Here is a 23,838-nt window from a genome sequence, read left to right on the forward strand (position 1 = left end):
CTCACCCGCTCTACTTCGCGCCTTGCGGTGCAGCAGCTGCGCGGGCGAGATTGGCTTCATACTGATATTTGCTTGAGCGATATTGCTTCGGCCACGCGATGGAGTTGATGCCGATTTTCGCCGCCTCGTGCAGCGCCCATGCCGGATCGGCAAGATGCGGACGTGCCACAGCGCAGAGATCGGCGCGTCCGGCAGCGATGATCGAATTGGCGTGATCAGCTTCTGAAATCGCACCGACGGCGATCGTCGGAATGTGGATCTCGTTGCGGATCTTGTCGGAGAACGGGGTCTGGAACAGACGGCCATAAACCGGCTTTTCTTCCTTCCAGACCTGACCCGACGAACAATCGATCAGATCGGCGCCTGCGGCCTTGAACATCTCGGCAAAGATGGCTGCATCTTCCGGCGTGTTGCCGCCTTCGAACCAGTCGTGGCAGGAAAGACGAACCGAGATCGGCTTGTCCTGCGGCCAGACTTCGCGGACCGCGTGGAAGACTTCCAGCGGATAGCGCGCGCGGTTTTCATAACTGCCGCCATATTCATCCTCGCGACGGTTGGTGAGCGGCGACAGGAAGCTCGACAGAAGATAGCCATGGGCACAATGCAGTTCGAGCCAATCGACGCCAGCTTCCGCCGCACGTTTGGTGGCGGCGACGAAGTCCGCTTTCACCCGATCCATGTCGGCGCGGTCCATCGCCTTCGGCGTCTGGCTGTGCTTGAGATAGGGGAGGGCTGAGGCAGACAGCAGCGGCCATGCGCCGTCGTCCAGCGGCTGGTCGATGCCTTCCCATGCAAGCTTGGTCGCGCCTTTACGTCCGGCATGGCCGATCTGCATGGCAACCTTGGCATTGCTGTTACCGTGCACGAAATCGACGACGCGCTTCCAGCCTTCGGCCTGCGCATCGTTCCAGATGCCGAGACAGCCGGGGGTAATCCGCGCATCAGGCGACACGCAGGTCATTTCGGCAAAGACCAGTCCCGCACCGCCCATGGCGCGGCTGCCCAGATGCACCATATGGAAATCGTCAATCAGGCCGTCGGTTGCGGAATACATTGCCATTGGCGATACGACGATGCGGTTTGGCAGCGTCACGCCGCGCAGCGTATAGGGCGTGAACATCGGCGGCAGGCAACGCTCGTCTTCCGTCACGTTCAGCCCCTGCTTGCGGGCAAACCAGCGCTCATAGCCTTCCAGCCAATCCTTGTCGCGCAGGCGCAGATTTTCGTGGCTGATGCGCTGCGAACGCGTGAGCATGGAATACATGAACTGTTCCGGCTCCAGCGTGTCGGCATAACGTTGGCCGACGACCTCGAACCATTCCATGGCGTTGCGTGCAGCGTTTTGAATACGTGCGACATCGACCCGGCGGATTTCTTCATAGGCATGCAGGACTTCCGGTATGCCTTCCTTGCCGTGACCGAGCTTCTGGAACTGGTTGGCCAGTTCTATCGCATCGTCGATGGCAAGTTTGGTGCCCGATCCGATGGCGAAATGCGCGGTATGGGCTGCGTCGCCCATCAAAACCACATGGGAATTGCCGTTAAAATGGCTCCATTTTCCGCAAATGAGACGGTTGAAGTTCAGCCAGGCCGAGCCGCGCATATGGCGCGCATTGGTCATCAGCGGCACGCCTTCCAGCGTCTCCGCAAAAAGCTTTTCACAGAAATCGATGGAGGCTGTCTGGTCCATCTGGTCCAGACCATGCGCCTGATAGGCTTCCTCGGTGGTTTCAATGATGAAGGTCGAGGTCTTGTCGTCGAACTTGTAGATATGCGCCTGGAACCAGCCGTGGTCGGTCTTGCGGAAATCGAAGGTAAAGGCGTCGAACAGCTTTTCCGTGCCGAGCCAGATATAGCGATTGGGCCGCACGATCAGATCGGGCTCGAACACATCCTCGTAGCGATTGCGGATGCGGGAATTCAGGCCGTCTGAAGCGATGATGAGATCGGCATCGGGGAAATCGAGATCGCTTTCCACGTCGGTTTCAAACTGAAGCTTCACGCCCAGCGCTTCGCAGCGCAGCTGGAGAATGTTGAGCAGGCGCTTGCGGCCGATGCCGACAAAGCCATGGCCGCTGGTGCGCTGGCGCGTGCCCTTGAACAACACCTCGATATCGTCCCAGTGATTGAAGGCGTCCTGAATTTCGGCTGCGCTTTCCGGGTCCCAGACTTTCATGGATTCCATGGTCGCGTCGGAAAACACCACGCCCCAGCCAAACGTGTCATAGGGGCGATTGCGCTCCACAACCGTAATGTCATGTTCCGGATGAAGCTTCTTCATCAGAAGGCCGAAATAAAGGCCGGCCGGACCTCCTCCAATACACACGATACGCATGTTGAGTTCCCTTTCCGATATGCTGCCGAGCGATATTTGCCGAACGGAGCCGGTTAATTATTTTAAGCTTAAAATATAATTGGGTGCTCTGGCACGTCAAGCGAAAAAATCGCGGCCGTTCTCACATTCCGTCATGGAGCATGGAAAACGCTTCAAATAGAAATATGCAAATGCAATAATTATAATCGTTCTGAAAAGCGCTATTGACACAGTTTAGAATTAGAAAATATGCTGATGCAAATGAATTGATATTCCGGAGAACGGAAAAGGGGAATTGTCATGGCGGAGCGCTCATTCGCCCGTGAAGTCGAGGATCTGAAGCTCGGCGAAGGCGATATTTTCAGCGGTGAAGGCATTCTCGCTATCACCAAGGCGCTGCTGCAGTCAGGCGTTTCCTATGTCGGCGGCTATCAGGGCTCGCCGATTTCCCACCTCATGGACGTTCTCGCCGATGCGAAGGACGTGATGGAAGATCTGGGCGTTCATTTCGAATCGTCCGCATCGGAAGCTGCGGCTGCGGCCATGCTTTCCGCTTCCGTAATGTATCCGGTACGCGGCGCGGTCACCTGGAAATCGACGGCTGGCACCAATGTCGCCTCCGACGCCCTTTCCAATCTCGCTTCCGGCGGTGTAACCGGCGGCGCGCTGGTCATCATCGGTGAAGATTACGGCGAAGGCTCCTCCATCATGCAGGAGCGCAGCCACGCCTATGCGATGAAATCGCAAATGTGGCTTTTGACGCCGCGGCCCAATCTGCCTTCGATCGTGGAAGCCGTTGAAAAAGGCTTTGAACTGTCGGAAGCCTCCAACACGCCGGTCATGTTGCAGGTTGGCATTCGCAGCTGCCATGTGCATGGTCAGTTTGTTGCGAAGGATAACAAGCGGCCTGCCCACACGTTGGCCGATGCGCTGGAAAATCCGAGGCGCGACGTGAACCGCATCGTCCTGCCGCCCGCATCCTTCCTGCATGAGAAGGAAAAGCTCGAGAAGCGCTGGCCTGCTGCCGTCGAGTTTGTCAAAGCCAATCGTCTCAATGAATATTTCGGCCCGCAAGAGGGCGATGTCGGCATCATTCTGCAAGGCGGGCTGTACAACAGCACCATGCGGGCCTTGCAGCAAATGGGGCTGGCCGATGTTTACGGCGAAAGTCGCGTTCCACTCTATGTGATGAATGTCGCCTATCCGATGATAGACGATGAAGTCATCGACTTCGTTGCCGGCAAGAAAGCCGTGGTGATGCTGGAGGAGGGCGCGCCGGAATATATCGAGCAGGCGCTGCATACACTGCTGCGCCGCCGGGATATCCAGACAAAACTGTCCGGCAAGGATGTGCTGCCACTGGGCGGCGAATACACCACGCCCGTGCTTCTGAAGGGCCTGACGGCATTCTTCGATGCGCATGCGCCGCAATTGCTCGGCAACCGTCCGCCGCTGCCCGATCCATCGCCGGTTCTGGCCGATGAACGCGTCAAGGCGCTGGCCGAAGTAGTGCCGCCGCGCCCCGCCGGTTTCTGCACCGGCTGCCCGGAACGCCCGATCTTCGCCGCCATGAAGCTGGTGGAAAAGGAGCTGGGCGAGCATCACGTGTCTGCCGATATCGGCTGCCACCTGTTCTCAATTCTGCCGCCGTTCAATCTCGGCGGCACGACCATGGGCTATGGCCTTGGTCCAGCCTCGGCTTCCGCTTTCAACGTGCCTGCCGGCAAGCGCTCCATTTCGGTGATGGGCGACGGCGGCTTCTGGCACAATGGTCTTGCCACTTCGGTCGGCAATGCCGTCTTCAACAAGCAGGATGGCGTCATCCTCGTGGTCGACAATTACTATTCGTCGGCGACGGGCGGTCAGGACGTAATGTCCTCCAGAGCCATCAATCCGCGTCGCAAGACCAACAATTCCATCGTCGATGCGGTCAAGGGGATCGGTGCGGGCTGGGTTCGCCAGATCGACCACACCTATGATGTTGCAAAGATGCGCGACACGCTGAAGGAAGCGCTGACGACGGAAGAAAAAGGCCCGAAGATCATCGTGGCGTCGTCGGAATGCATGCTCAACAAGCAGCGCCGCGTGAAGCCGCAATTCGCCAAGGCTGTCAAGGACGGCAAGCGAATGGTCAAGCAGCGTTTCGGTGTCGATGAGGATGTGTGCACCGGCGATCACGCCTGTATTCGCCTCTCGGGCTGTCCTTCGCTTTCGGTGAAGCACACCGACGATCCGCTGAAGGATGATCCGGTCGCGGCTATCGATAATTCCTGCGTTGGTTGCGGCAATTGCGGCGAGGTCTCTGAAGCGGCGGTTCTGTGCCCGTCCTTCTATCGCGCCGATGTCATCCACAACCCGACGGGTTGGGACAAGTTCATGCATCGTCTGCGCTCCGGTGTCATTGGCTGGCTGCAAAAGCGCCGACGCGCATCGCGCATTGTCTTTGCAGATTGAGGAACAGGCCATGTCTACATTGAATGCATCGCCGTCCGCTCTTCTTTCGCAGGACAAGCCGCTATCGATTGCCATTCTCGCCATGGGCGGGCAGGGCGGCGGCGTTCTGGCCGATTGGGTTGTGGCGCTGGCGGAAAACAATGGCTGGGTTGCGCAGACCACCTCCGTGCCCGGTGTGGCGCAGAGAACTGGCGCGACGATCTATTATCTTGAGCTGTTGCGGGCCCGTGATGGTGCGCATCCGATCCTGTCGCTGATGCCCACGCCCGGCGACGTCGATATCGTCATTGCGGCTGAACTGATGGAAGCGGGGCGCTCGGTGCTGCGCGGCCTCGTGACGCCGGACAAGACTTTGCTCATCACCTCCACCCATCGCTCCTTCGCGGTGGGCGAAAAGGAAAAGCCGGGTGACGGCATCGGCAATCCGGTGGTCGTTGAGGATGCGACAGCCTTTGCCGCGCGCAAGACCATCGCTTTCGACATGGAAGCACTGGCAACCAAAAGCGGCAGCGTGGTTTCCTCGGCTCTGTTCGGCGCGCTTGCGGCTTCGGGCGCTTTGCCTTTCGACAAGGCCGCCTTTGAAACGACCATCAAGTCTGGCGGCAAAGGCATCGAGGCCAGTCTGAGAGCTTTTGATGCTGCCTATCAGCGCGCACTTGGCGGCGCGAATGACAAGCTGGCGGCAACGCCTGCAAAGCGGCTGGACCCTCTGCCAGAGCGGGCTGAGCATCCAGCACTGGACGGGCTTATCAAGCGCATCCGCAATGCGTTTCCGGGTGAATGCCATCCGATGCTTTTCGCGGGCATCAAGAAACTGACCGAGTTTCAGGACCCGGCCTATGCCGATGAATATCTGAACCGTTGCGCCGCGATGCTTAAGGCCGATCTTGCCAATGGCGGCACGGCGCATGGCTTTGCCTTCACCGTACAGGCGGCAAAATATGTCGCTGTCGCCATGGCCTATGACGATGTGGTCCGGGTGGCCGATATCAAGGTGCGCGGCTCGCGGTTCGAGCGGGTGCGCAAGGAAATCGGCCTCAAGAAGGATCAGATCGCCTATACGACCGAATATATGCATCCGCGCATGGAAGAAGTGTGCGGCACATTGCCGAGAGGCATCGGCGCCTGGATCGAAAATCGCCCGAAGCTCTTCGCATGGCTCGACAAGCGTGTCAGCAAAGGTCGTCGGGTGAATACGGGAACGCTGTTCTGGTTCACCGGGCTTTATGTCGTCTCGGGCCTGCGTCGTTTCCGGCGCGGCAGCCTGCGCCATCAGCGCGAGACGGAACATTGCGAGGCCTGGCTGGCACAGGCGCTGGCCGCCTTGCCGCAGAACTACGATCTCGCGGTCGAGGTTCTTGGTTGCCGTCGTCTGGTCAAGGGTTATTCCGATACGCATTCGCGTGGCCTGTCGAAATTCGACCGCGTCATGTCCGCCTTGCCCGCTCTCAGCGAGCGGGACGATGGCGCAGCCTGGCTGCGGCGTTTGCGGCAGGCAGCCCTGCTGGATGAACAGGGCATTGCGCTCGATGGCGCGCTGAAAACAATCGCGACGCTCTGATCAAAGAGCGCGCCTCGCCAATTCAAAATAAAAGGGGAAAGCTATGTCTCAAGCCCAGAGCATAGACGCGCCGGCTATTGCCGGAAAGGAAATATCGGCAGGCAAAAGCTTGCTGGTCGTTGGCCTGTGCTGGCTCGCGATTTTCGCGGAAGGCTATGACGTCGGCGTCATCGGGGCCATTCTGCCTGCCTTGTCGGTCGATCCGGTCTGGCAGCTGACGCCGATAGAGCTTGGCGCCATCGGCAGCTATACGGTGATCGGCATGCTGATCGGCGGTATTCTGGCAGGCACGCTGAGCGAGCTTCATGGACGCAAGCCGCTGTTCGTCGCCTGCATCACCGTATTTTCGCTTTGCATGATTGTCAGCGCCATGGCGCCGACACCCTTCATCTTCGGATTGAGCCGATTCATTTCGGGCATTGGTCTTGGCGGGATTATTCCGGTCGCGGCAGCGCTGACGGTTGAATATTCCCCGGTGAAGAAGAAGAGCTTCAATTACGGTCTCATGTATTCGGGCTATTCCATGGGATTGCTCGCCGCTGCGCTCTGCGGTCGTGGTTTTCTTGAAGCCCATGGCTGGCGCACCATCGTTTTGATCGGCGCGGTGCCGCTGCTGTTTGTGCCTATCTTCCTCGCATTCCTCCCGGAAAGCGTGGAATCGCTGGTCCAGCGCGGCAAGCACGATGCGGCGCGCAAGACGGCGCAGCGCATGGGCGTCGGTATTCCGGCGGCGATTGTCCGCAAGCATGGCAAGGTCGGCTGGCGCACCGTTTTCAATGAAATCTTCTCGCCGAAAAAGGCGTTCGAAACCGCCTGCTTCTGGATCGCGCTCTTCATGGGGCTGCTGCTGGTCTATGGTCTCGCGCAATGGCTGCCGCAGATCATGCGCAAGAACGGCTATGATCTCGGCAACAGCCTGCTGTTCCTTGCCGTTTTCAGCCTCAGCTCGGCAATCGGCGGTATCGTACTGGGCACATGGGCGGATCGCTTCGGCGTGCGCCGTACGGTTGCCTGTTCCTACGCGCTGGGCGCTCTCGGCATTGTGGCGCTTGCCTTCAAGGGCTCGTTGCTGATGAACTATGTGTTCGTTGCAATTGCCGGTTTCGGTACCGTGTCGGCGTCGCTGGTGTTGACTGGCTTTCTGGCGCAGCGGCTCGATTCCTCGATCCGTTCTGCCGGAACCGGATGGGCGCTGAGCTTCTCGCGCATTGGCGCGCTGTCGGGCCCGCTTCTGGGCGGCTTGATCGCAAGCCTCAATGTCGGCCCGCAGTGGAACTTCTACATCTTTGCTATCGTCGCCGCTCTGGCCGCTGTAGCGACGGCACTGATCCCGTCGCGCTCGACGGACTAGAGCGGTTCCGGTTAAAACGGAATAGTGGAACCGCTCTATCTATTTGTTTTTACGCATTATCCTACGCAAAGCCGCTACGCACTTTTGCTGGAAATGCTCTAAGCAACAAAAAAGCCGATCCGCTTTCAAAAGCGGATCGGCCTATTATTCAGCATACTATCAAAGTTCGTTTTTACGGATATTGCGCAGCATTTTCTGCAAGGTGCCGACAAAGGCGCGATGCTCGTCTTCATCAATGCCCTCAAACAACTGCAACAGCAGATCATACATGGTCGGCCATGCTTCGTTGAAGATGTTGCGCCCTTCTTCAGTCATCGAAATATCGCGGATGCGCATATCTTCGGCGCGCGCCTGACGGCGAATGTAACCCTGTTCTTCAAGCGAATCGAGCGTGCGGCTCATCGTCGATTGTTCGGTCACGGTAAAGACCGCCAACTCGTTGATCGTGGCCGAAGGCGTGACACTCAGGACAGCCAGCGTGCGCAGCTTGACCGTCGTGATCTGACGACCTTTCAACCCATCCGCGAGGTTCGCGTTATAGCGAGCCATCAGGCGGTTCATCAGGTAGGGCGCAAAACTGTTCAGGCCGATCTCGCCCAGCGAACGCGCGGGATTCTCTTCCAGATGCTCGGAAGCCAGAACCGTACCTGAGAAGCGTTCCTCCATGAATTCCCTCGCTTTAGATCATGGTTGCAACAGTCATGCGCCCGATGCGGTTCGGCATCAGACGCAACAAGGCGCTCTCATCGGTGTTAATATCGGTTGCGGAAAGAAGCCAGAGAAAAAGGCGGATGCGACCTGTCATTCGCATCCGCCGCATCCGCAAAGTTCGTGGATCAGGAACGGGAGGCCTCGCCCGAAATGCCGTTACCGCTGGCGGCAATAGTGACCTTATCGTCGTTCAGGCTGAAGCTCTCGCGCGTGACCACCAGAATGATGGCCAGAATGATCGCTTCCATGATGGCGAAGGTCAGGAAGGCGCTGACAAAAGACCCGCCCGAAACCTTGATGACCACGCCCATGACCCAGGGCGAAATGAAGGTCGCAAGGATGGCGAAAATCTCAGCATAGCCAACCGCCGCCGTCGCCAGTTCTTCCGGATATTTTTCGCTCAGAAAGGCGAAGATCGCGCCGCCGCCGAAAAGCGCCACGCCGCTCAAAAGCGCCATCAGGATGAGCCAGCCAAAGCCAAGCGGTACCGCCATGCCGAGGGTGAACATTGCCGCGACCAGAACGGCAAGCACGGTTCCGAATTTGATCATCCCCGTTTTGTTCAGGCGGTCGGCGGCGTAACCGCCGATGACGAGAAACACGACCTGCGACAGCCCCATCAAGGTGCCAATCAGGGCGGCGTCCTCCACCGGCATCTGATGCACGGCAATATATCCGGGAATGACCCATGTTGCGGTTCCGGCAATGGCCATTGTGCAGGCCGAAATGCCAAGGCTGCCGACGATGATCCATTTCGAGCGGAAGATGCTGGATAGTGACGCCGTGGAGGTCTGCTGTTTTTCTGGTTCCCAGCGGAAATCCTTGAAGCCGATATGGGCGGGATTGTTGCGGGTGAAGAGCAGCACGCCAGCCGCCGTCACCAGCGTACCGATGGCAAGAATGGCGAAGAAAGTGCGCCAGCCATAGGTGATGGAAAGCGGAATGCCAATCGCGAAGTCCAGCGTGATTGCAAGACTATAGGCTGCGAGGATCAAGCCGATCATGCTGCCGCGTCGCTTCTGCGGGAACCAGCCGATGATAAGTTTCATATTGCCGAGGAAAATTGCCGCGTCGAAGAAACCGATGAACAGGCGCAGCGCAATCAGCTGGGCATAGGTCTGGACATAGACTTGCGCCACCATGCCGATGGCGGTGCAGAACAGGCCGATCAGGAGCAGTGACCGCGCATTCATGCGGCGGCTCAATTGCGACCAGACAATCATGCCGAGACCATAGGTCAGCGCAAAGATCCCCTGCGCCAGACCGGCCTGCGCGGAATCGAGCTGCAGTGTTTCCGAAATAAACGGTATTACCGCCGCAAAGGCGTACCAGTCGGCGGCGAGAAACATCTCGCATAACAGCGCCAGCGCCAGCATGCCCCATTGCCAGCGCTTTATTCTGGATTGATCGAAGTCCGATAGGCTTTCCCATTGCATGGTCTGGTTCCCCTTATTTTTACCTGCAACTTCATGATGCTCCCAAGCGGGAGCGTGCGGTGCCCAATGCTTGAAAACGGACCTCAGACCGTCGACAGGAAATCGCGCACAAGTGTCGCCGCCGCTGGCGTCTCTTCAAACAGCAGATGGCCGGTTGCGCCGAGCTTCTCCAGTCGTGCGCCGGCGATCCCGCGCTGCCACTCTTCGGCATATTGCGCGGGGATAACCCGGTCTTCCTCGCCCCAGAGGATCAGGGTCGGCATGTTCAGCCGGTGCAGCCAATGACCAAGCTTTTTATTGCCGCGTCCGTCGGTTGCGTGGACCCGCGCCAGCGCGCCCATTTCGCGTCCCAGTGCTGCATCGAACCGGCTGTCGGGCGCAGATGGGAAATAGCGGAGCGCGACCGCTGGATCGTGCGCCAGATGCGCAGGGATATCGGCTGGCGCGACCTGAAACAGATCGGGGAGCGGGATTGCCGGAAGGTCAAGACCGGCCGGTGCTGCAAGAAATAGCGCGGCGAGCCTGTCCGGCTGTCTGATCGCATATTCAGCGGCGATCCAGCCGCCCAGCGAAAAGCCGCCGAGGCTGAACTGGTCCAGCCCCAGCGTATCGAAGAAATCCATGTAATGGAGCACATAGTCGCCCATCTGCACGATATCGGCATCATCGTCGCTTTCACCGAAATTCGGATGAAACGGAATGATGAGCCGGTTTCGCGAAGCAATGTCGGCCAGACTGTCGAAGCCCGGAAATGTTCCGGTTCCATGCAGAAAGACGACATCCTTGCCTTCACCCTTTATGAGATAGGTGACGGTTTTGCCCCGGATTTCGACCGTGCGTTTTTCAAAACTGCTCGAGTAATTCAACATCTTTCCACCTTATGCCACTGGCTTGGTGTGACTGGACCAATTGCTTTCTCATCTGGTCAACGGCGCTGTCGATCCGCGCTTCGAGGGCCGGAGGCAACAGCCCGTCCGGCTCCAGTTCCGCCGAACAGGCATAGATGCCGGTTGCGACGGTTCCCGCTTCGAAAAAGCCGAAGAGCGGACGCAGATGATGCTCGACGACCAGCGCATGACGATGCCCGCCGCCCACAGCACACAGCACGGTCGGACGACCGCGCAGCGCCAGTGGATGGACGAGATCGAATACATGCTTGAAAAGGCCGGGATAGCTTCCCTGATAGACCGGGCAACCGACGATCAAGGCATCGCAATGCTCGATCTCCGAAATGAGGCTTTCGGATTGCCGGTCCAGCGCCTTGCGATTGACGGTAAACAGGTTCGGCCCGGCATGGGACAGGTCCAGATGCGTGACCGACACATCGTCTTCCGCTTCCAGCCTTGCGGCAATCGTCTGGGTTAGCCGGTGAACTTTCGTCGGGCGATCACACCCGACGAAGCTGACAATATTTCTTGTCATGGCCGGTCTCAGTTTTCGCTGATGCCGAAAACGGTCCACCGTGCATCGGGGCCGGGCAGGCCGAGCAGACCCTTGCCGCATTCCTCGACGATCTGGTCGGCGAGCAGGATATGCTGGGTGCCGGAATGGATATCGCGATAAAAGCGCTGCATGGCCGTGTTGTGCAGCGATGCTCCGCGCGCCGCCCGATGCGCAAATGTCGCCACATCGGAAACGATGTCGTGCATATAACGTAGCGAGAGCTTCACCACTGTCATCTGGTCGAGGGTTGGAACACCGCCGGATGCGGTGGTCTTCGAGACGTCTTCCCAGGTTTCCATGGCAAGCGCCCGCGCCGCCCGATAGCGGGCTTCGGCATTGGCAAACTGGAACCGCAGGCTGGCGCTATCCGCACTCTTGCCGAACGGGTCCTGCCGCTGGCGGATCACCTTGGCGAGTTCGTCGAGTATCCGGCGACCGACACCAATAGCCCAGCTCGTATGGGTAAGGGCGCTGTAGCCCGCCAGTCCGAGATGCCCCTGCGACTGACCGCGTTTCGGTGCGGACTGCGTGAAACTATAGACCATGGAATCCGGCACGAAGAGGTCTTCATCGGTTGCAAGCGTATAGTCGAAGCTGCCGGTGGCGCGCAGGCCGAGCACATCCCAGTTGCCGAGCAGCTGGATCGTCGAGCGCGGATGATGCGCGACGATGATTTGTGGCGCGCCGGTTTCGTCTTTCAGCAGCGCCTTGCCGCTCGGGTCCTTGGGATCGAGCAAGAAACAGCCGGAATGAATCCATTCCGCGTGGAAGATGGAGCTTCCATAGGCCCAGTTGCCGCGGATCATGTAGCCGCCATCGACCTTGCGGGCAAAGCCGCGCGGCACGCCGTTGCCTGCAATGGTGACATCGACGCCATCCTTGAACACATTGGCAATCCCCTCGTCGTCGAGGTAGATCGCCATGGTCGTGCCTTCCATATTGTTGACCATCGTGCACCAGCCGGATGAGGCATGGGCATAGGAAAGCGCCGACATGATTTTCATGGCATCGATCGGCCGCAATTCCGCGCCGCCAACTTCCTTCGGAAACAGCATCGTGTAGAAGCCGCCCTTGCGCATCGCATCCACGACGTCATCATGCATCCGCCCGAGTTGTTCCGCTTCTTCGGCCTTTTCTTCAATCAAAGGTAGAATGGCTTGCAGGCGGTCGTTGAAGCCCTGAATGACTGCGGAATAGTTGTCGGCGGTGTGAGCCCGGTGCACGCTGGTATCCAAAACGGTTCCCCTTGATTTAGTCGTTGTAAGGGGGAATGATACGAACAAGAGCGGGAACAAACATTCCCCCCGAATGGGGGGCTTGGGAATTCGGGAGAGAGAATGCCCAGGGAAATACTATCGATAGACGAGCGGGTCTCTGCAGCGCTTTCTGTTGCGGAGAGCCGTAATTATGACGATTTTACAATAGCTTGCGATTATTTTGCCGCGCATGTCCTGCGCGTGCGTTCGCTTGGAATTTATTTGCTGGAGAATAATCGGCCGCGCCTTTTTCACAGCATCAACACGCCCACCGGCTTTCTTCTCGAATATCAGAACGGGCTGGCGGATTCAGATCCGATGATTGCGGCGGTTGTGCAGAATGCCAGCGCGGTTGCGGGCTCGCGTTTGCCTCAGAATGCAGCGGGCAATGTGCCGTTGATGCGAACGCTGCTCTACCGATGGAACTACAACGATAACTTGTGCTGCCCGATTTATGTCGGTGGCAATATTCAGGCGCTGATTTATGCCGCCGGTTTCGAGATGCACGCATCGCAGCTCGAAGAGCAGGTGTCACTGCTGTGCCGCTCGTCGGCGCTAGCCTTGCGTAATATCCAGGAAGGGCGTCCGGCGAAGACGCCCGGCGCCAATCTGACCAGCCTGCCGCCGCGTCTTTCGACAGTCGCCCGGTTGCTGGCTGCGGGCAACACCAACAAGCAGATTGCGCGGCATCTGGAACTTTCGCCTCATACGGTGAAGGATTATGTCGATGATCTGATCAAGCGTTTCGGTGTGCATAACAGAACCGAAGTGGCCGTGATGATCAACCGCATGAGCGGCGGGACAAAAGCCGAGCCGACGGGGTTTGCCCTGTCAGGACATGAGCGGCGCGGCCTTCCGATAGAGCATTTCTGAAAACGCTTTCTGCCATAAGCGAAAAGCGTTTCACTTTCTCGGCCTTACGGGCAGAGGAATTTAACGGCGCGGCTTTCGGGATCGCAGAGCGTGTCGATCACATTGCAATGATGCGTTCCGTCGATTTCCCAGGCGCTGGTCTCGATCCCCAATCCGTACCAGATGTTTGCCAGCAACGCATTTTGCCGCCGGAATTCCATCAGTTCGTCACCGCCGACACAGCAATGCACGGCAATATCAGCGTGTGGGCGCTGTAGCGCGGCGCTTTCCGCGACGGCTTCTTCCGCATCCATGTGGAAAATGTCGTTCATCGCGGTTTTGAGCAGCGGGCGAAGATCGTGCAGCCCGCTGATGGAAAGAACACGGCTGATCCGTTCCGCCGTTGCGGCGGCAATGGGTGCGTTTTCGCAGGCCATGCGGCTGACGAGGTGTCCTCCGGCGGAATGGCCGGTCAGGGTAATGTCGCCGTCCACTTCCTGCGCCAGGTGGTCGATGAAGCGCCCGATTTCGAGCGTGATGCCGGAAATGCGCGCTTCGGGGCACAGCGTATAGCTCGGCATGGCCACGCGATAACCGCGCGCAAGCGCGCCTTGTGCCAGATGCGACCAGAAGCTTTTGTCCAACCCCTTCCAATAACCGCCATGGACATAGACGAGCGTACCCTTGGCCGTGACTTCCGGCAGGAAGAGATCGTAATGGTTGCGCGCGCCATCGGCATAAGTGATGTCAGGGATCAAGCGGCCCTGATCGCGCATTTTTGCGCGAAAGCCCGAGGCCAGTTCCGTCCAGCGCGGCGGGTACGTGGCGGAATCGCTGATGGCTTTCATATTGTCATAGGCGGTATCGAAGTCTTGAAGCACTGAAGTCTCCTGCATGTTTCATGCGTGAAGCCGCGTCAGGCGCGGGCTTCGGTTGCCGCCTGCGCGCGCAGGGCGGATCGCTGCAATTTTCCGGATTCTGTCTTGGGCAGGCTGGAAACCCAGCATATCAGGCGCGGATATTTATAGGGCGCGAGTTCGCTTTTGACATGGCGTTGCAGTGTTTCCTGCAAGCTCGCATCGCCATTATAGCCCTCGTTCAGCACCACATAGGCTTTTACGATGCAGCCCCGTTCCTCATCAGGCGCTGCCACCACGCCGCATTCTGCCACAGCCGGATGCGCGAGCAGGCTGGCCTCGACCTCCGGTCCGGCAATATTGTATCCGGCGGAAACGATCATGTCGTCGTTGCGGGCCTGATACCAGAAGTAGCCGTCCTCATCCATGACATAGGTATCGCCGGTGATGTTCCAGCCGTTCTCGACATATTTGGTCTGGCGCGGGTCGGACAGATATTTGCAGCCGAGCGGCCCCCGAACGGCAAGGCGTCCGGGGGTGCCGGGCGCGCATTCCTGCCCATTGTCATCGATGACGCGCGCTTCATAGCCGGGGATTGGCTTGCCGGTCGCGCCGGGACGAATGTCGTTTTCCGGCGCGGAAATGAAGATATGCAGCATTTCCGTTGCACCGATGCCATCTGCAAGCGAAAGCCCGGTCGCGCGCTTCCACGCTTCGAAAGTGGGGAGCGGCAGAGCCTCCCCGGCTGAAACGCATTTGCGCAGCGAAGACAGATCATATTGATCAATCTTCGAAAGCATGGCGCGATAGGCCGTCGGCGCGGTGAAACAGACAGTCGGCTTATATTCGCCGATGGCGAGCGCCAGATCATGGGGCGCGGTCTTTGCCGGAAGCACTGTCGAAGCACCGATCCTGAATGGAAAGAGAACCAGTCCGCCAAGGCCGAATGTGAAAGCCAGCGGCGGCGAGCCGATGAAGATGTCGTCTTCCGTTGCGTCCAAAATGTGATGCGCATAGCAGTCGCAGACGATCAGCAGGTCGCGGTGGAAATGGATCGTCGCTTTCGGCAGGCCAGTGGTGCCGGATGTGAAGCCGAGCAGGCAGGGATCATCCGCCCGCGTTGCCACTGCGTCGAAATCGCCGGATGCATCGGCCAGCAATGCGCCAAGCTCACCGCCCGCATTGTCCTCCCAGGTCACCAGTGTCTTGACGAAGCTGGTCTGCGCCACGGCATTTTGCATTTCGCCGATCAGCGCGTGATCACAAAAGGCGATGCTGATCTCGGCCTTGTCGATGATCTGGACCAGCTCCCGGGCGCGCAAAAGCGGCATGGTCGCCACGACGACACCGCCTGCCTTGATGATCGCCAGATAAAGCGCAATCTTGGTCGGATTATTGCCCGAGCGGATCATCACGCGGTTGCCGGTTTTCATGCCGAGCTTGTCGGTCAGCACATTGGCGATCTTGTTGATCATGGCGGCAAGATCGCTATAGGTCCAGCGCACGCCCGGCGCCTGCAAGGCGATGCGGTCGCCCTTGCCGTTTGCCAGATGCGCATCCACCAGTTCATAGGTCGCGTTCAGCTGTTCCGGGTAGCCGAGTTCGTCGAGGTTGATGATATCCGGTAGAAGTTCCGCAGCCGGGAGATTATCCAGAACGAATGTGTCCACATGAGCGCTGGGGTGCATGCTCTTCTCCTGTCAATGCCAGTTTACGTTCGGCTGCCAGAGCGGCATCAGTGGAGGCTGAACCGTTGTAGCCGTTCTAACTATTTGTTTTTACGGACATTCTGTCCGAAAGGCGCATCGCCTGTTTCGGGATGTGCTCCCGGTCAAACGTGCAAATAGCGTTCCTTGATCTCAGGGGTGTTCAACAGCGCGGCGTTGTCGCCGCTCCACACCACACGACCTTTTTCGATAACCACGTGACGGTCTGCGAAGCGCGCGAGCGCATCGACATTCTTGTCGATGACGAGGATCGCTTCGCCCTCGTCCTTGATGTTGCGCAGGCAGGACCAGATCTCTTCGCGCATCAGCGGCGACAATCCTTCGGTCGCCTCGTCCAGCACGACCATTTTCGGATTGGTCATCAGCGCGCGCCCAACCGCCAGCATCTGCTGCTCACCGCCGGAAAGCTGGTTGCCCATATTGCGCCGCCGTTCTTTCAGGCGCGGGAACATCCGGTAGATGCTCTCCAGCGTCCATTTGGACGAGCGGGCATCCGAGCGCCGGGTGGCCAACAGGTTTTCCTCAACGCTGAGCGTTGGAAATATCTGCCGCCCTTCCGGGACCAGCCCCAGCCCCTCGCGTGCAATCGCATGGGGCGGCTTGCCGGTCACGTCCTGGCCATTGACGAAAACCTTGCCGCCTTTGGGCGGCAGCAAGCCGAAGATCGACTTGATGGTTGTGGTTTTGCCCATGCCGTTTCTGCCGAGGATCGTAACGACCTCTCCTGCAGCGACTTCAAAGTAGATGCCGAAGAGAATGCGGGACTGGCCATAGGCGTTCTGGAGCCCTTCGACTTTCAGCATTATGCGGCCTCCTCTTCACCGAGATAGGCGGCGCGCACATCCGGATCGGAGCGCACGGCGTCGGGTGTTCCCGATGCGATGACGCGCCCGTAGACAAGCACACTCACCTGATCAGCCAGCGAGAAAACGGCATCCATGTCATGTTCGATCAGAACCAGCGTATGGGTCAGGCGCAGTGCGCGCATCAACTCGACCAGCACCACGGATTCCTCGTGGCTGGTGCCAGCCAGTGGCTCGTCGAGCAACAGCATCTGCGCTTCGGTGGCAAGCGCTATGGCAATCTCAAGCTGGCGTTTTTCACCATGAGAAAGTGCTCCGGCCCGGCGATGGGCGCGGTCGTCAAGCCGCACGCGGGCGAGTGCTGCCATGGCTTGATTGTTGATCCTGGCTTCCTTGCTCGCCGCCTGAAAGAAGCGAAAGCTTGAGCCTGATCGCGCCTGAACGGCCAGCGCAACATTTTCCAGCACGCTGAAGCCTTCGAGAACCGAGGTGATCTGGAACGAGCGCGCAAGCCCCAGATGAACACGATCGGGCATGGCGAGACTGGAAATGTCACGGCCATCGAAAATCACCGAGCCACGGTCGCTTTTCAAGTTGCCCGAAAGCTGGTGGATCAATGTGGTCTTGCCTGCGCCGTTCGGGCCGATCAGCGCGTGAATCTCGCCGCGTTTGACGGTGAGATTGACCCCATCCGTGACCTTGAGCGCACCAAAGCTCTTGTGCAGGTCATTGACCTGAAGAAGCTCATCCGACATCGGAACCTCCACGCAGCTTGCGGATCAGCCCGCCGATACCGTCGCGGCTGAACAGCACGACGAGAACGAGGCAAAGGCCCAGGCCGAGTTTCCAGTGCTCGGAAAAGTGAGCCAGTACTTCTTCCAGCACGATGAAGGCCGTTGCGCCGAGGACAGGGCCGATCAGCGTGCCCATGCCGCCCAGCACCACCATGACGATCAACTCGCCGGAGCGCTGCCAGCTCATGAAGGCAGGCGAAACGAACTGGATCTGGTTGGCCAGCAGAACACCTGCGATGGCCGCGGCCACACCAGCGATGACATAGGCGGTGAGCTGAAACGAGAAGGGCGAGAAGCCGATGGCGCGCATGCGCACCGGATTATCCCGCGTTCCGCGCAGCACGCGACCGAACCTTGAATGCACCAGCATGCGGAAGGTGAGAAACGCCCCGACAAGCAGCGCCAGCACGAAATAGAACAGCACCAGATTGCCGGAAAGCAGCGTATTGCCGAACAGCGTGGAACGTGACGACAGCGTCATTCCATCGTCGCCGCCAAAGGCTGAAAGGGACACCATGAAGAAGAAGGCCATCTGACCAAAGGCCAGCGTGATCATGATGAAATAGACGCCGCTGGTTCTCAGCGAAATATAGCCGGTGACGAAGGCGAAGATCGCTGCGGCGATAGTAGCCGCGACCAGCTGAAGGATCAGATCATCGATGCCATAGCTGGACAGGATGCCGACCGCATAAGCGCCGATCCCGATATAGGCCGCATGACCAAACGAGACGAGCGCGCCGTAACCCATGATGAAGTTGAGCGAAAGCGCTGCCAGCGCAAAGATCATGATGCGGGTGACGATTACCAGCAGAAAGCTGTCGCCGAGAGCGGATGCAAGAAGCGGAACGATTGCAAAGGCCGCGAAGACCAGCCACGGGCCCGCATCCAGCAGAGGCGACGGTCGGTTTTTGGCCTTTTCCGGCATGGCGGTATCGCGGGCGCTGTTATGGGTAATCTCGCTCATCGCGTTCCTCCCTGTGCCGGGAAGAGACCGGTCGGGCGGAAATAGAGCACGGCTGCCATCAGAATATAGGTGAGCATCGGCACCAGCGTGCGGCCCATCTGGGAAGCGGCGGCAGGATCAAGCAGATTGCGGAGCAGCATCGGCCCGAAGGTGCGGCCGAGCGTATCGACGAGGCCGACAGCGATGGCCGCAACAAAAGCGCCGCGCACCGAACCGACGCCGCCGATCACGATGACGACGAAGGTAAGGATCAGGATAGAATCGCCCATGCCCGGATCGACCGAGAGGATGGGGGAGACCATGCCGCCAGCAAAACCGGCAAGCATCGCGCCCAATCCGAACACCACCATGAACAGGCGACGGATATTGATGCCAAGGGCCGACACCATGTCGCCATTGGTTGCTCCGGCGCGCAACAGCATGCCGATGCGCGTGTGATTGACGAGGACATAGAGGCCTGCCGCTGTGAGAAGGCCAGCCGCGATGATCAGCAGGCGATAGACGGGGTAGCGCAGGTTTCCAAAAAGCTGGATGGAACCGGACAGGGAGTCTGGCATCGGCACGCTGAGCGGCGCTGCACCCCAGATGATCTTCACCAGTTCATTCACAATCAGGATCAGTCCGAAGGTCGCCAGAACCTGATCGAGATGGCTGCGTTCGTATAATCGTCGAAAGACCAGCACTTCCAGCACGATGCCGATGACAAGCGTGACGGGAAGGGCAATCAGGATGCCGTAGAAGAAACTGCCGGTCATGGCAGTGAAGGTCGCGGTCAGATAGGCGCCGACCATATAAAGAACGCCATGCGCCAGATTGATGAGGTCCATGACGCCGAAGATCAGCGTCAGACCGGCGGCGACGAGAAAGAGCAAAATGCCAAACTGAATCCCGTTAAGGGACTGCAGCAGAAAAAGATTGAGCATGGGGGATGTCCGGAACTCGTTGTACTGAAGCCCGGTTCACGCCAGACGGGCTGGCGTGAACTGTTTCAGACTTGGAAATTGAGAAGACTGGGCTCATCGGAGCGCCCTTCTTCCACCGGGTTACATCTTGCATTCAGCTGCGTAGTTGTCCTTGTAGTCGTTGAAGACCGTTTCAACGTAGGACGTGGCGAACTGACCGTCATCACGCTTGACGACTTTGGTCAGGTAGAAATTCTGGATCGGAAAGTGATTGTCGCCAAAACTGAATTCACCGCGCGGCGAGGTGAATTTCGCGTCCTTCATGGCGGCCCGCAAGGCGTCCCTGTCGGCCAGGTTACCATTGACCTGCTTGACCGCCGCGTCGATCAGCATGGCAGCATCATAGGCCTGCACGGCAAAGGTTGCCGGAATGCGCTTGAACTTGGCTTCATAGGCGGCGGCGAATTCCTTGGCGGGCGCGGAATCGAGATCGGGCGCCCAGTTCGAACCGGCGAAGAAGCCTACCGCTGCATCCTGCTGCGCAGGCAAGGTCGTCTCATCCACGGTGAATGCCGAGAGGAACGGCGTGCCTTCAAGGCCGGCCTGACGATACTGCTTGACGAAATTCACACCCATGCCGCCGGGCAGGAAGGCATAGACCGCATCCGGCTGTTCAGCGGCGATCTGCGCCAGTTCCGCCGAATAATCCAGCTGGCCGAGCGGCACATAGATTTCCTGTGCGACCTGGTTCTTATAGGAGTGCTTGAAACCGGCGAGCGCGTCCTTGCCTGCCTGATAGTTCGGGGCGATCAGGAACACGCGCTGGTAGTCCTGCTTTTCGGCATATTTGCCGGAAACTTCATGCATCTGGTCGTTCTGATAGGACGTCACGAACAGATTGGGGTTGCAGTCCTTGCCGGCCAGATTGGATGTGCCTGCATTGGTCGAGATCAGGAATGCGCCGGATTCGGTTGCCGGCTTGACGATGGCGTTCAGGACATTGGAGAAAATCGGCCCGATGACGAAATCCACCTTGTCGCGCTGGATCATCTGCTGGACCTTGTTGACGCCGATATCCGGCTTCTGCTCATCGTCCTGAACGATGATTTCAGCATCGAGGCCGCCGAGCTTGTTGCCCAGCTTGTCCATGGCGAGCAAAAAACCGTCGCGGGACTGTTCGCCCAGCAAGGCCGATGGCCCGCTTAGCGTATAGATCAAACCGATCTTGATCTTGCCGTCTTCGGCCTGCGCGGTTCCGTTCAACATGGTTGCGGCGAGCAGCGCCAGTGCTGCTTTCGTCGAAATTTTCATTGTTCCACCTCGATTGCAGATTTTTGCTCTGTTTTCTTTTTCTTTCGCATTGCCCGACACAAAACCGCGAAACGCTTTTGCTGGAAATGCTTATTACCCGGCAGATGTACTCCCATACATCTGCCGGGCGGATGCATTATTCTGCTGGCGCGGGCAAAAATTCAACCTCGTGAGCCGGTGCAACGCGAACTATTTCAGCTGGATCACCGACATTATTGATGCGAACGAACAGGTCCCAGAGTTTAGCGGTCGGCGAAACCCAGAAAACGCACTTCACCGGCTGTTCGGACTTGTTGAAAATGCCGTGCGACACGTTGCGCGGCAGGCAGACGAGATCGCCCGCTTCGGCAACGGCATCCTTGCCGTCGAGCAGCAGGTCGAGGCGGCCTTCCAGCACATAGATGAATTCTTCCTGCGTGGTGTGGATATGCGGCGGAACGAAGGTGCCGGGAGGGAAGGTCGCATGCCACGACATCGAGCTTTCGCAAACATGCTTTGGCACATAGGTCTGGCCCAGAATGTGCCAGACAACACCTTCGACGGAGGAGCCGGATTTGGTAACGCCAGCTGGAAGATCAGTCACTTGGATTCCCTTTCATGTGAGCGCATCCCGAAAAGTGTGAAACGGTTTTCGGAAAAGATGCGCGTTTAGAAACTATTCAGGTGCAGGTTTCAGGCCGAGGCTCGAGCCACTTCCCGGTTGACCTGCTGTGTTGAAAAGCCCGCTTTTGCGGCATAGCCGCGAACAATCGCCTCGCGTTCGGCAAAGCTGATGACGCCGTCCAGATCGGCAACACCGGACGGTGCGCGACGTTCGACCTCATCGATGACGCCTTCCGGGCCGCCCAGCCGGTTGAGCCGAACAATTTCCGCTGTCGCGGGCAGCCGAATTGCCTGATAGGCGGCAAGTGCTGCGCGACCGTGTTCGGCGGCGGCCAGATGATCGGCCAGCGTACGGGCGTCGATGATGGCCTGGCTCGCGCCGTTGGACCCGACCGGATACATCGGATGGGCGGCGTCGCCGATCAGCGCCACACGGCCATCGGTCCACCAGCGCGCGGGATCGCGGTCGCACATGGGATATTCGAAGAATGTATCGGTTGCCCGCACCAACGCGGCGAGATCGACGACATTGATGCCGAACTTTTCGACATGCGGCATCAGCTCTTCATGCGTGCCGCGACGGCTCCAGTCCTCGCGCTTCGGTGCAGGCGAACCGTCGGCGCCCGGACGATAGGTGACGACCCAGTTGTTGAGAATTTTGCCGGGCGTGGTGCCCTTGGCGATGGGATACAGAACCAGCTTATAGGTGAAGCCGCCTGCAACGATCATGGTGCGGCCGTCAAGGAACGGATCGCTTTCAACCGCGCCGCGCCACATCATGACGCCATTCCATTTAAGCCCGGCTTCGTTCGGGAACATCTGATGCCGGATGACGGAGTGAATACCATCCGCGCCGATGACAATGTCGCCGGTTGCCGAGGCGATCTTCGACCCTTCAGCGAAATGCACTGTCGCCGAACCTTCGTTCTGCTCATAGCCGACACAGCGCTGGTTGGCGACGATGGCGTCGGGTCCGAGACGTTCGATTACTGCATCATAAAGCAGTTTCTGCAAATAGCCGCGATGAATGGAAAACTGCGGCACATCATAGCCTGCATCCATGCCGCGCGGTTCGCGCCAGATTTCCTGGCCCTGCCGTGTCGCGTAAATCAGCTCGCGGGTGCGGATGCCGGTGGCGTCGAGTGCTGGCAGAAGACCGATTTCAGCCAGTTCGCGGATGGCGTGCGGAAGGACGTTGATACCAACGCCCAGTTCGCGGACTTCCGGTGCTGCTTCGAAAATCTGGCAGGCAATGCCTCGTGCATGCAGCATCAGTGCCATGGTGAGGCCGCCAATGCCCCCTCCGACGATAATCGCTTTCATTCGCGGTTCCCTTTTTCGTGGCTGCTCTCTGGCGCCTGGGACCAACGATAAAAGCGGGAACGGTGCTGTCTATCACCAAATCGCCATTCCTAACAGGAAACCGCCAGAAACGCGCTTTTGGGCAAAATTTTCACGGTGCTTGCGCTCTCGCTACGGCATGATACTTTAATCTTAAAATAAAATGCTCTCTAAATGAGATACGGGGAATATCGTGATGCCGACTACGAGCTATATGCACCGGCTTTCGCCGTCCATCGATTCGTTCCAGGACACCATGTCCGGGTTGCTCCGGCCTTGCCGCATCTCGAAGAAATCCAGCCGGACCTATCGCACGGAAGTTGCCCACGGGCGCATGCGGCCCTTCGGCCTGACGGCAATCCGCATTGGCGGCCATGCCCGCATCGAAGTCGAAGCGCATAACGATATGACTTTGTTGCAGGTTCCGTTGCAGGGCATTTTCGTTTCACGCGACCGGCGCGGTGACGAGCTGCTGTATCAGTCGGGCATGAATGCCCAGCTGGTTGATGCGCATTCGGCAATCGATCTTGAGTTTCACCCGTCCACGCGCATGCTGATTTTCAGCCTGAACGATACACAGATTGATATTCTCGGCGGCAAGGAATTTATCGAGCAGTTCACCCATAACAAGCGCGTCGTCTCGTTTGACACCCCGGTCGGCCATGCCTTCTACCAGCTGGCGCATTTCGTCATGAACGAGATCGAGAAGGACAAGGAAGCCTTCTTCCATGGTGGTCTGTCGGAGCGGCTGGAAGACAGCCTGATGGCGTCGCTTGCGGCGGCACTCGATACGCAGCCGCGCGCAAGACCGCTGATGAGCGCGGTGCCGAGCTATGTCCAGCGTGCTGAAAAATTCATGCTCGACAATCTCGACAAGCAGCTGACCTTGCAGGAGTTGGTCGACGCAACGGGCACCAGCGCCCGCACCTTGCACCGCACCTTCCGCAGTGTTCGGGGCAACACGCCGCTCGGCGTGTTCAAGAATATGCGGCTGGACAAGGTGCATGCAGAGCTTGCCCGCGGATATGCCGGACCCGGCGATATTACGCGCATCGCCATGGCCTGGGCGTTCAACCATATGGGCCTGTTCTCGGCCGATTACCGCCAGCGCTTCGGCTATCTTCCATCCGAGACCGTACGCCGCGCGCAGTAAAGCTT

21 protein-coding genes are annotated in these 23,838 nt (G+C 58.6%); 5 read left to right on the forward strand and 16 right to left on the reverse strand.

Annotated features, from left to right (window positions below; translation table 11 throughout):
- Positions 1 to 10: 10 nt before the first annotated feature.
- On the reverse strand, positions 11 to 2,335 hold the full coding sequence (locus QBD01_RS14520) for a bifunctional salicylyl-CoA 5-hydroxylase/oxidoreductase (RefSeq protein ID WP_280993377.1): 2,325 nt from the start codon (positions 2,333 to 2,335) through the stop codon (positions 11 to 13).
- Positions 2,336 to 2,614: 279 nt separating this feature from the next.
- On the opposite strand from QBD01_RS14520, the gene QBD01_RS14525 reads away from it, so the two are divergent.
- From QBD01_RS14525 to QBD01_RS14535, 3 genes are read left to right on the forward strand one after another with little or no spacing between them, the layout of a single operon-like run.
- Complete coding sequence (locus QBD01_RS14525) at positions 2,615 to 4,768, forward strand: indolepyruvate ferredoxin oxidoreductase subunit alpha (protein WP_280993378.1); 2,154 nt, start codon at positions 2,615 to 2,617, stop codon at positions 4,766 to 4,768.
- Between the two features lie 10 nt (positions 4,769 to 4,778).
- A complete protein-coding gene (locus QBD01_RS14530; protein WP_280993379.1) occupies positions 4,779 to 6,329 on the forward strand; it encodes an indolepyruvate oxidoreductase subunit beta family protein in 1,551 nt (516 codons plus the stop codon).
- Between the two features lie 43 nt (positions 6,330 to 6,372).
- Entirely contained in the window at positions 6,373 to 7,680 is a 1,308-nt protein-coding gene (locus QBD01_RS14535) for an MFS transporter (RefSeq protein WP_280993380.1), read from the forward strand.
- Between the two features lie 159 nt (positions 7,681 to 7,839).
- Here the strand turns inward: QBD01_RS14535 and QBD01_RS14540 are convergent, their stop codons facing one another.
- The 6 genes from QBD01_RS14540 to QBD01_RS14565 all read right to left on the reverse strand — a co-directional run bounded on the left by QBD01_RS14540 (position 7,840) and on the right by QBD01_RS14565 (position 12,493).
- The gene (locus QBD01_RS14540; protein WP_078338198.1) at positions 7,840 to 8,346 is read right to left on the reverse strand and encodes a MarR family winged helix-turn-helix transcriptional regulator; all 507 of its coding nucleotides are present in this window, start codon (positions 8,344 to 8,346) and stop codon (positions 7,840 to 7,842) included.
- Between the two features lie 13 nt (positions 8,347 to 8,359).
- Complete coding sequence (locus QBD01_RS14545; protein WP_280993381.1) at positions 8,360 to 8,485, reverse strand: hypothetical protein; 126 nt, start codon at positions 8,483 to 8,485, stop codon at positions 8,360 to 8,362.
- A gap of 31 nt (positions 8,486 to 8,516) precedes the next feature.
- Positions 8,517 to 9,827, reverse strand: a complete 1,311-nt coding sequence (locus QBD01_RS14550) for an MFS transporter (protein ID WP_280993382.1) — start codon at positions 9,825 to 9,827, stop codon at positions 8,517 to 8,519.
- 83 nt (positions 9,828 to 9,910) lie between these two features.
- On the reverse strand, positions 9,911 to 10,696 hold the full coding sequence (locus QBD01_RS14555; RefSeq protein ID WP_280993383.1) for an alpha/beta hydrolase: 786 nt from the start codon (positions 10,694 to 10,696) through the stop codon (positions 9,911 to 9,913).
- The gene (locus tag QBD01_RS14560) at positions 10,671 to 11,249 is read right to left on the reverse strand and encodes an NAD(P)H-dependent oxidoreductase (RefSeq protein WP_280993384.1); all 579 of its coding nucleotides are present in this window, start codon (positions 11,247 to 11,249) and stop codon (positions 10,671 to 10,673) included. The genes QBD01_RS14555 and QBD01_RS14560 overlap by 26 nt, the downstream gene beginning before the upstream one ends.
- A gap of 8 nt (positions 11,250 to 11,257) precedes the next feature.
- The gene (locus QBD01_RS14565; RefSeq protein WP_280993385.1) at positions 11,258 to 12,493 is read right to left on the reverse strand and encodes an acyl-CoA dehydrogenase family protein; all 1,236 of its coding nucleotides are present in this window, start codon (positions 12,491 to 12,493) and stop codon (positions 11,258 to 11,260) included.
- A gap of 114 nt (positions 12,494 to 12,607) precedes the next feature.
- Here QBD01_RS14565 and QBD01_RS14570 point away from each other — a divergent pair, with 114 nt between their 5' ends.
- The gene (locus QBD01_RS14570) at positions 12,608 to 13,399 is read left to right on the forward strand and encodes a LuxR C-terminal-related transcriptional regulator (RefSeq protein ID WP_280993386.1); all 792 of its coding nucleotides are present in this window, start codon (positions 12,608 to 12,610) and stop codon (positions 13,397 to 13,399) included.
- Between the two features lie 44 nt (positions 13,400 to 13,443).
- On the opposite strand, the gene QBD01_RS14575 is transcribed toward QBD01_RS14570, so the two are convergent.
- The 9 genes from QBD01_RS14575 to QBD01_RS14615 form a co-directional block, all read right to left on the reverse strand.
- Complete coding sequence (locus tag QBD01_RS14575; RefSeq protein ID WP_280993387.1) at positions 13,444 to 14,259, reverse strand: alpha/beta hydrolase; 816 nt, start codon at positions 14,257 to 14,259, stop codon at positions 13,444 to 13,446.
- Positions 14,260 to 14,294: 35 nt separating this feature from the next.
- The gene (locus QBD01_RS14580; protein WP_280993388.1) at positions 14,295 to 15,923 is read right to left on the reverse strand and encodes a benzoate-CoA ligase family protein; all 1,629 of its coding nucleotides are present in this window, start codon (positions 15,921 to 15,923) and stop codon (positions 14,295 to 14,297) included.
- Positions 15,924 to 16,066: 143 nt separating this feature from the next.
- Positions 16,067 to 16,765: an ABC transporter ATP-binding protein gene (locus QBD01_RS14585; protein ID WP_280993389.1), complete on the reverse strand. Its 699-nt coding sequence runs from the start codon at positions 16,763 to 16,765 to the stop codon at positions 16,067 to 16,069.
- Positions 16,765 to 17,520: an ABC transporter ATP-binding protein gene (locus tag QBD01_RS14590; protein ID WP_280993390.1), complete on the reverse strand. Its 756-nt coding sequence runs from the start codon at positions 17,518 to 17,520 to the stop codon at positions 16,765 to 16,767. Before QBD01_RS14590 ends, QBD01_RS14585 begins: the two co-directional genes overlap by 1 nt.
- Positions 17,510 to 18,523, reverse strand: coding sequence for a branched-chain amino acid ABC transporter permease (locus QBD01_RS14595; protein WP_280993391.1), 1,014 nt, complete (start codon positions 18,521 to 18,523; stop codon positions 17,510 to 17,512). Before QBD01_RS14595 ends, QBD01_RS14590 begins: the two co-directional genes overlap by 11 nt.
- A complete protein-coding gene (locus QBD01_RS14600; protein ID WP_280993392.1) occupies positions 18,520 to 19,446 on the reverse strand; it encodes a branched-chain amino acid ABC transporter permease in 927 nt (308 codons plus the stop codon). The genes QBD01_RS14595 and QBD01_RS14600 overlap by 4 nt, the downstream gene beginning before the upstream one ends.
- Before the next feature lie 120 nt (positions 19,447 to 19,566).
- Positions 19,567 to 20,736: an ABC transporter substrate-binding protein gene (locus tag QBD01_RS14605; protein ID WP_280993393.1), complete on the reverse strand. Its 1,170-nt coding sequence runs from the start codon at positions 20,734 to 20,736 to the stop codon at positions 19,567 to 19,569.
- 136 nt (positions 20,737 to 20,872) lie between these two features.
- Complete coding sequence (locus QBD01_RS14610) at positions 20,873 to 21,319, reverse strand: cupin domain-containing protein (protein WP_280993394.1); 447 nt, start codon at positions 21,317 to 21,319, stop codon at positions 20,873 to 20,875.
- Positions 21,320 to 21,408: 89 nt separating this feature from the next.
- Entirely contained in the window at positions 21,409 to 22,662 is a 1,254-nt protein-coding gene (locus QBD01_RS14615) for a flavin-dependent oxidoreductase (RefSeq protein WP_280993395.1), read from the reverse strand.
- Between the two features lie 214 nt (positions 22,663 to 22,876).
- On the opposite strand from QBD01_RS14615, the gene QBD01_RS14620 reads away from it, so the two are divergent.
- Positions 22,877 to 23,833 (forward strand): AraC family transcriptional regulator, encoded by a 957-nt coding sequence (locus QBD01_RS14620; RefSeq protein WP_151590035.1) that lies wholly within the window; start codon positions 22,877 to 22,879, stop codon positions 23,831 to 23,833.
- Positions 23,834 to 23,838 lie beyond the last annotated feature (5 nt).

The organism is Ochrobactrum sp. 19YEA23 (assembly GCF_029909865.1).
GTDB classification, from domain to species: domain Bacteria; phylum Pseudomonadota; class Alphaproteobacteria; order Rhizobiales; family Rhizobiaceae; genus Brucella; species Brucella gambitense.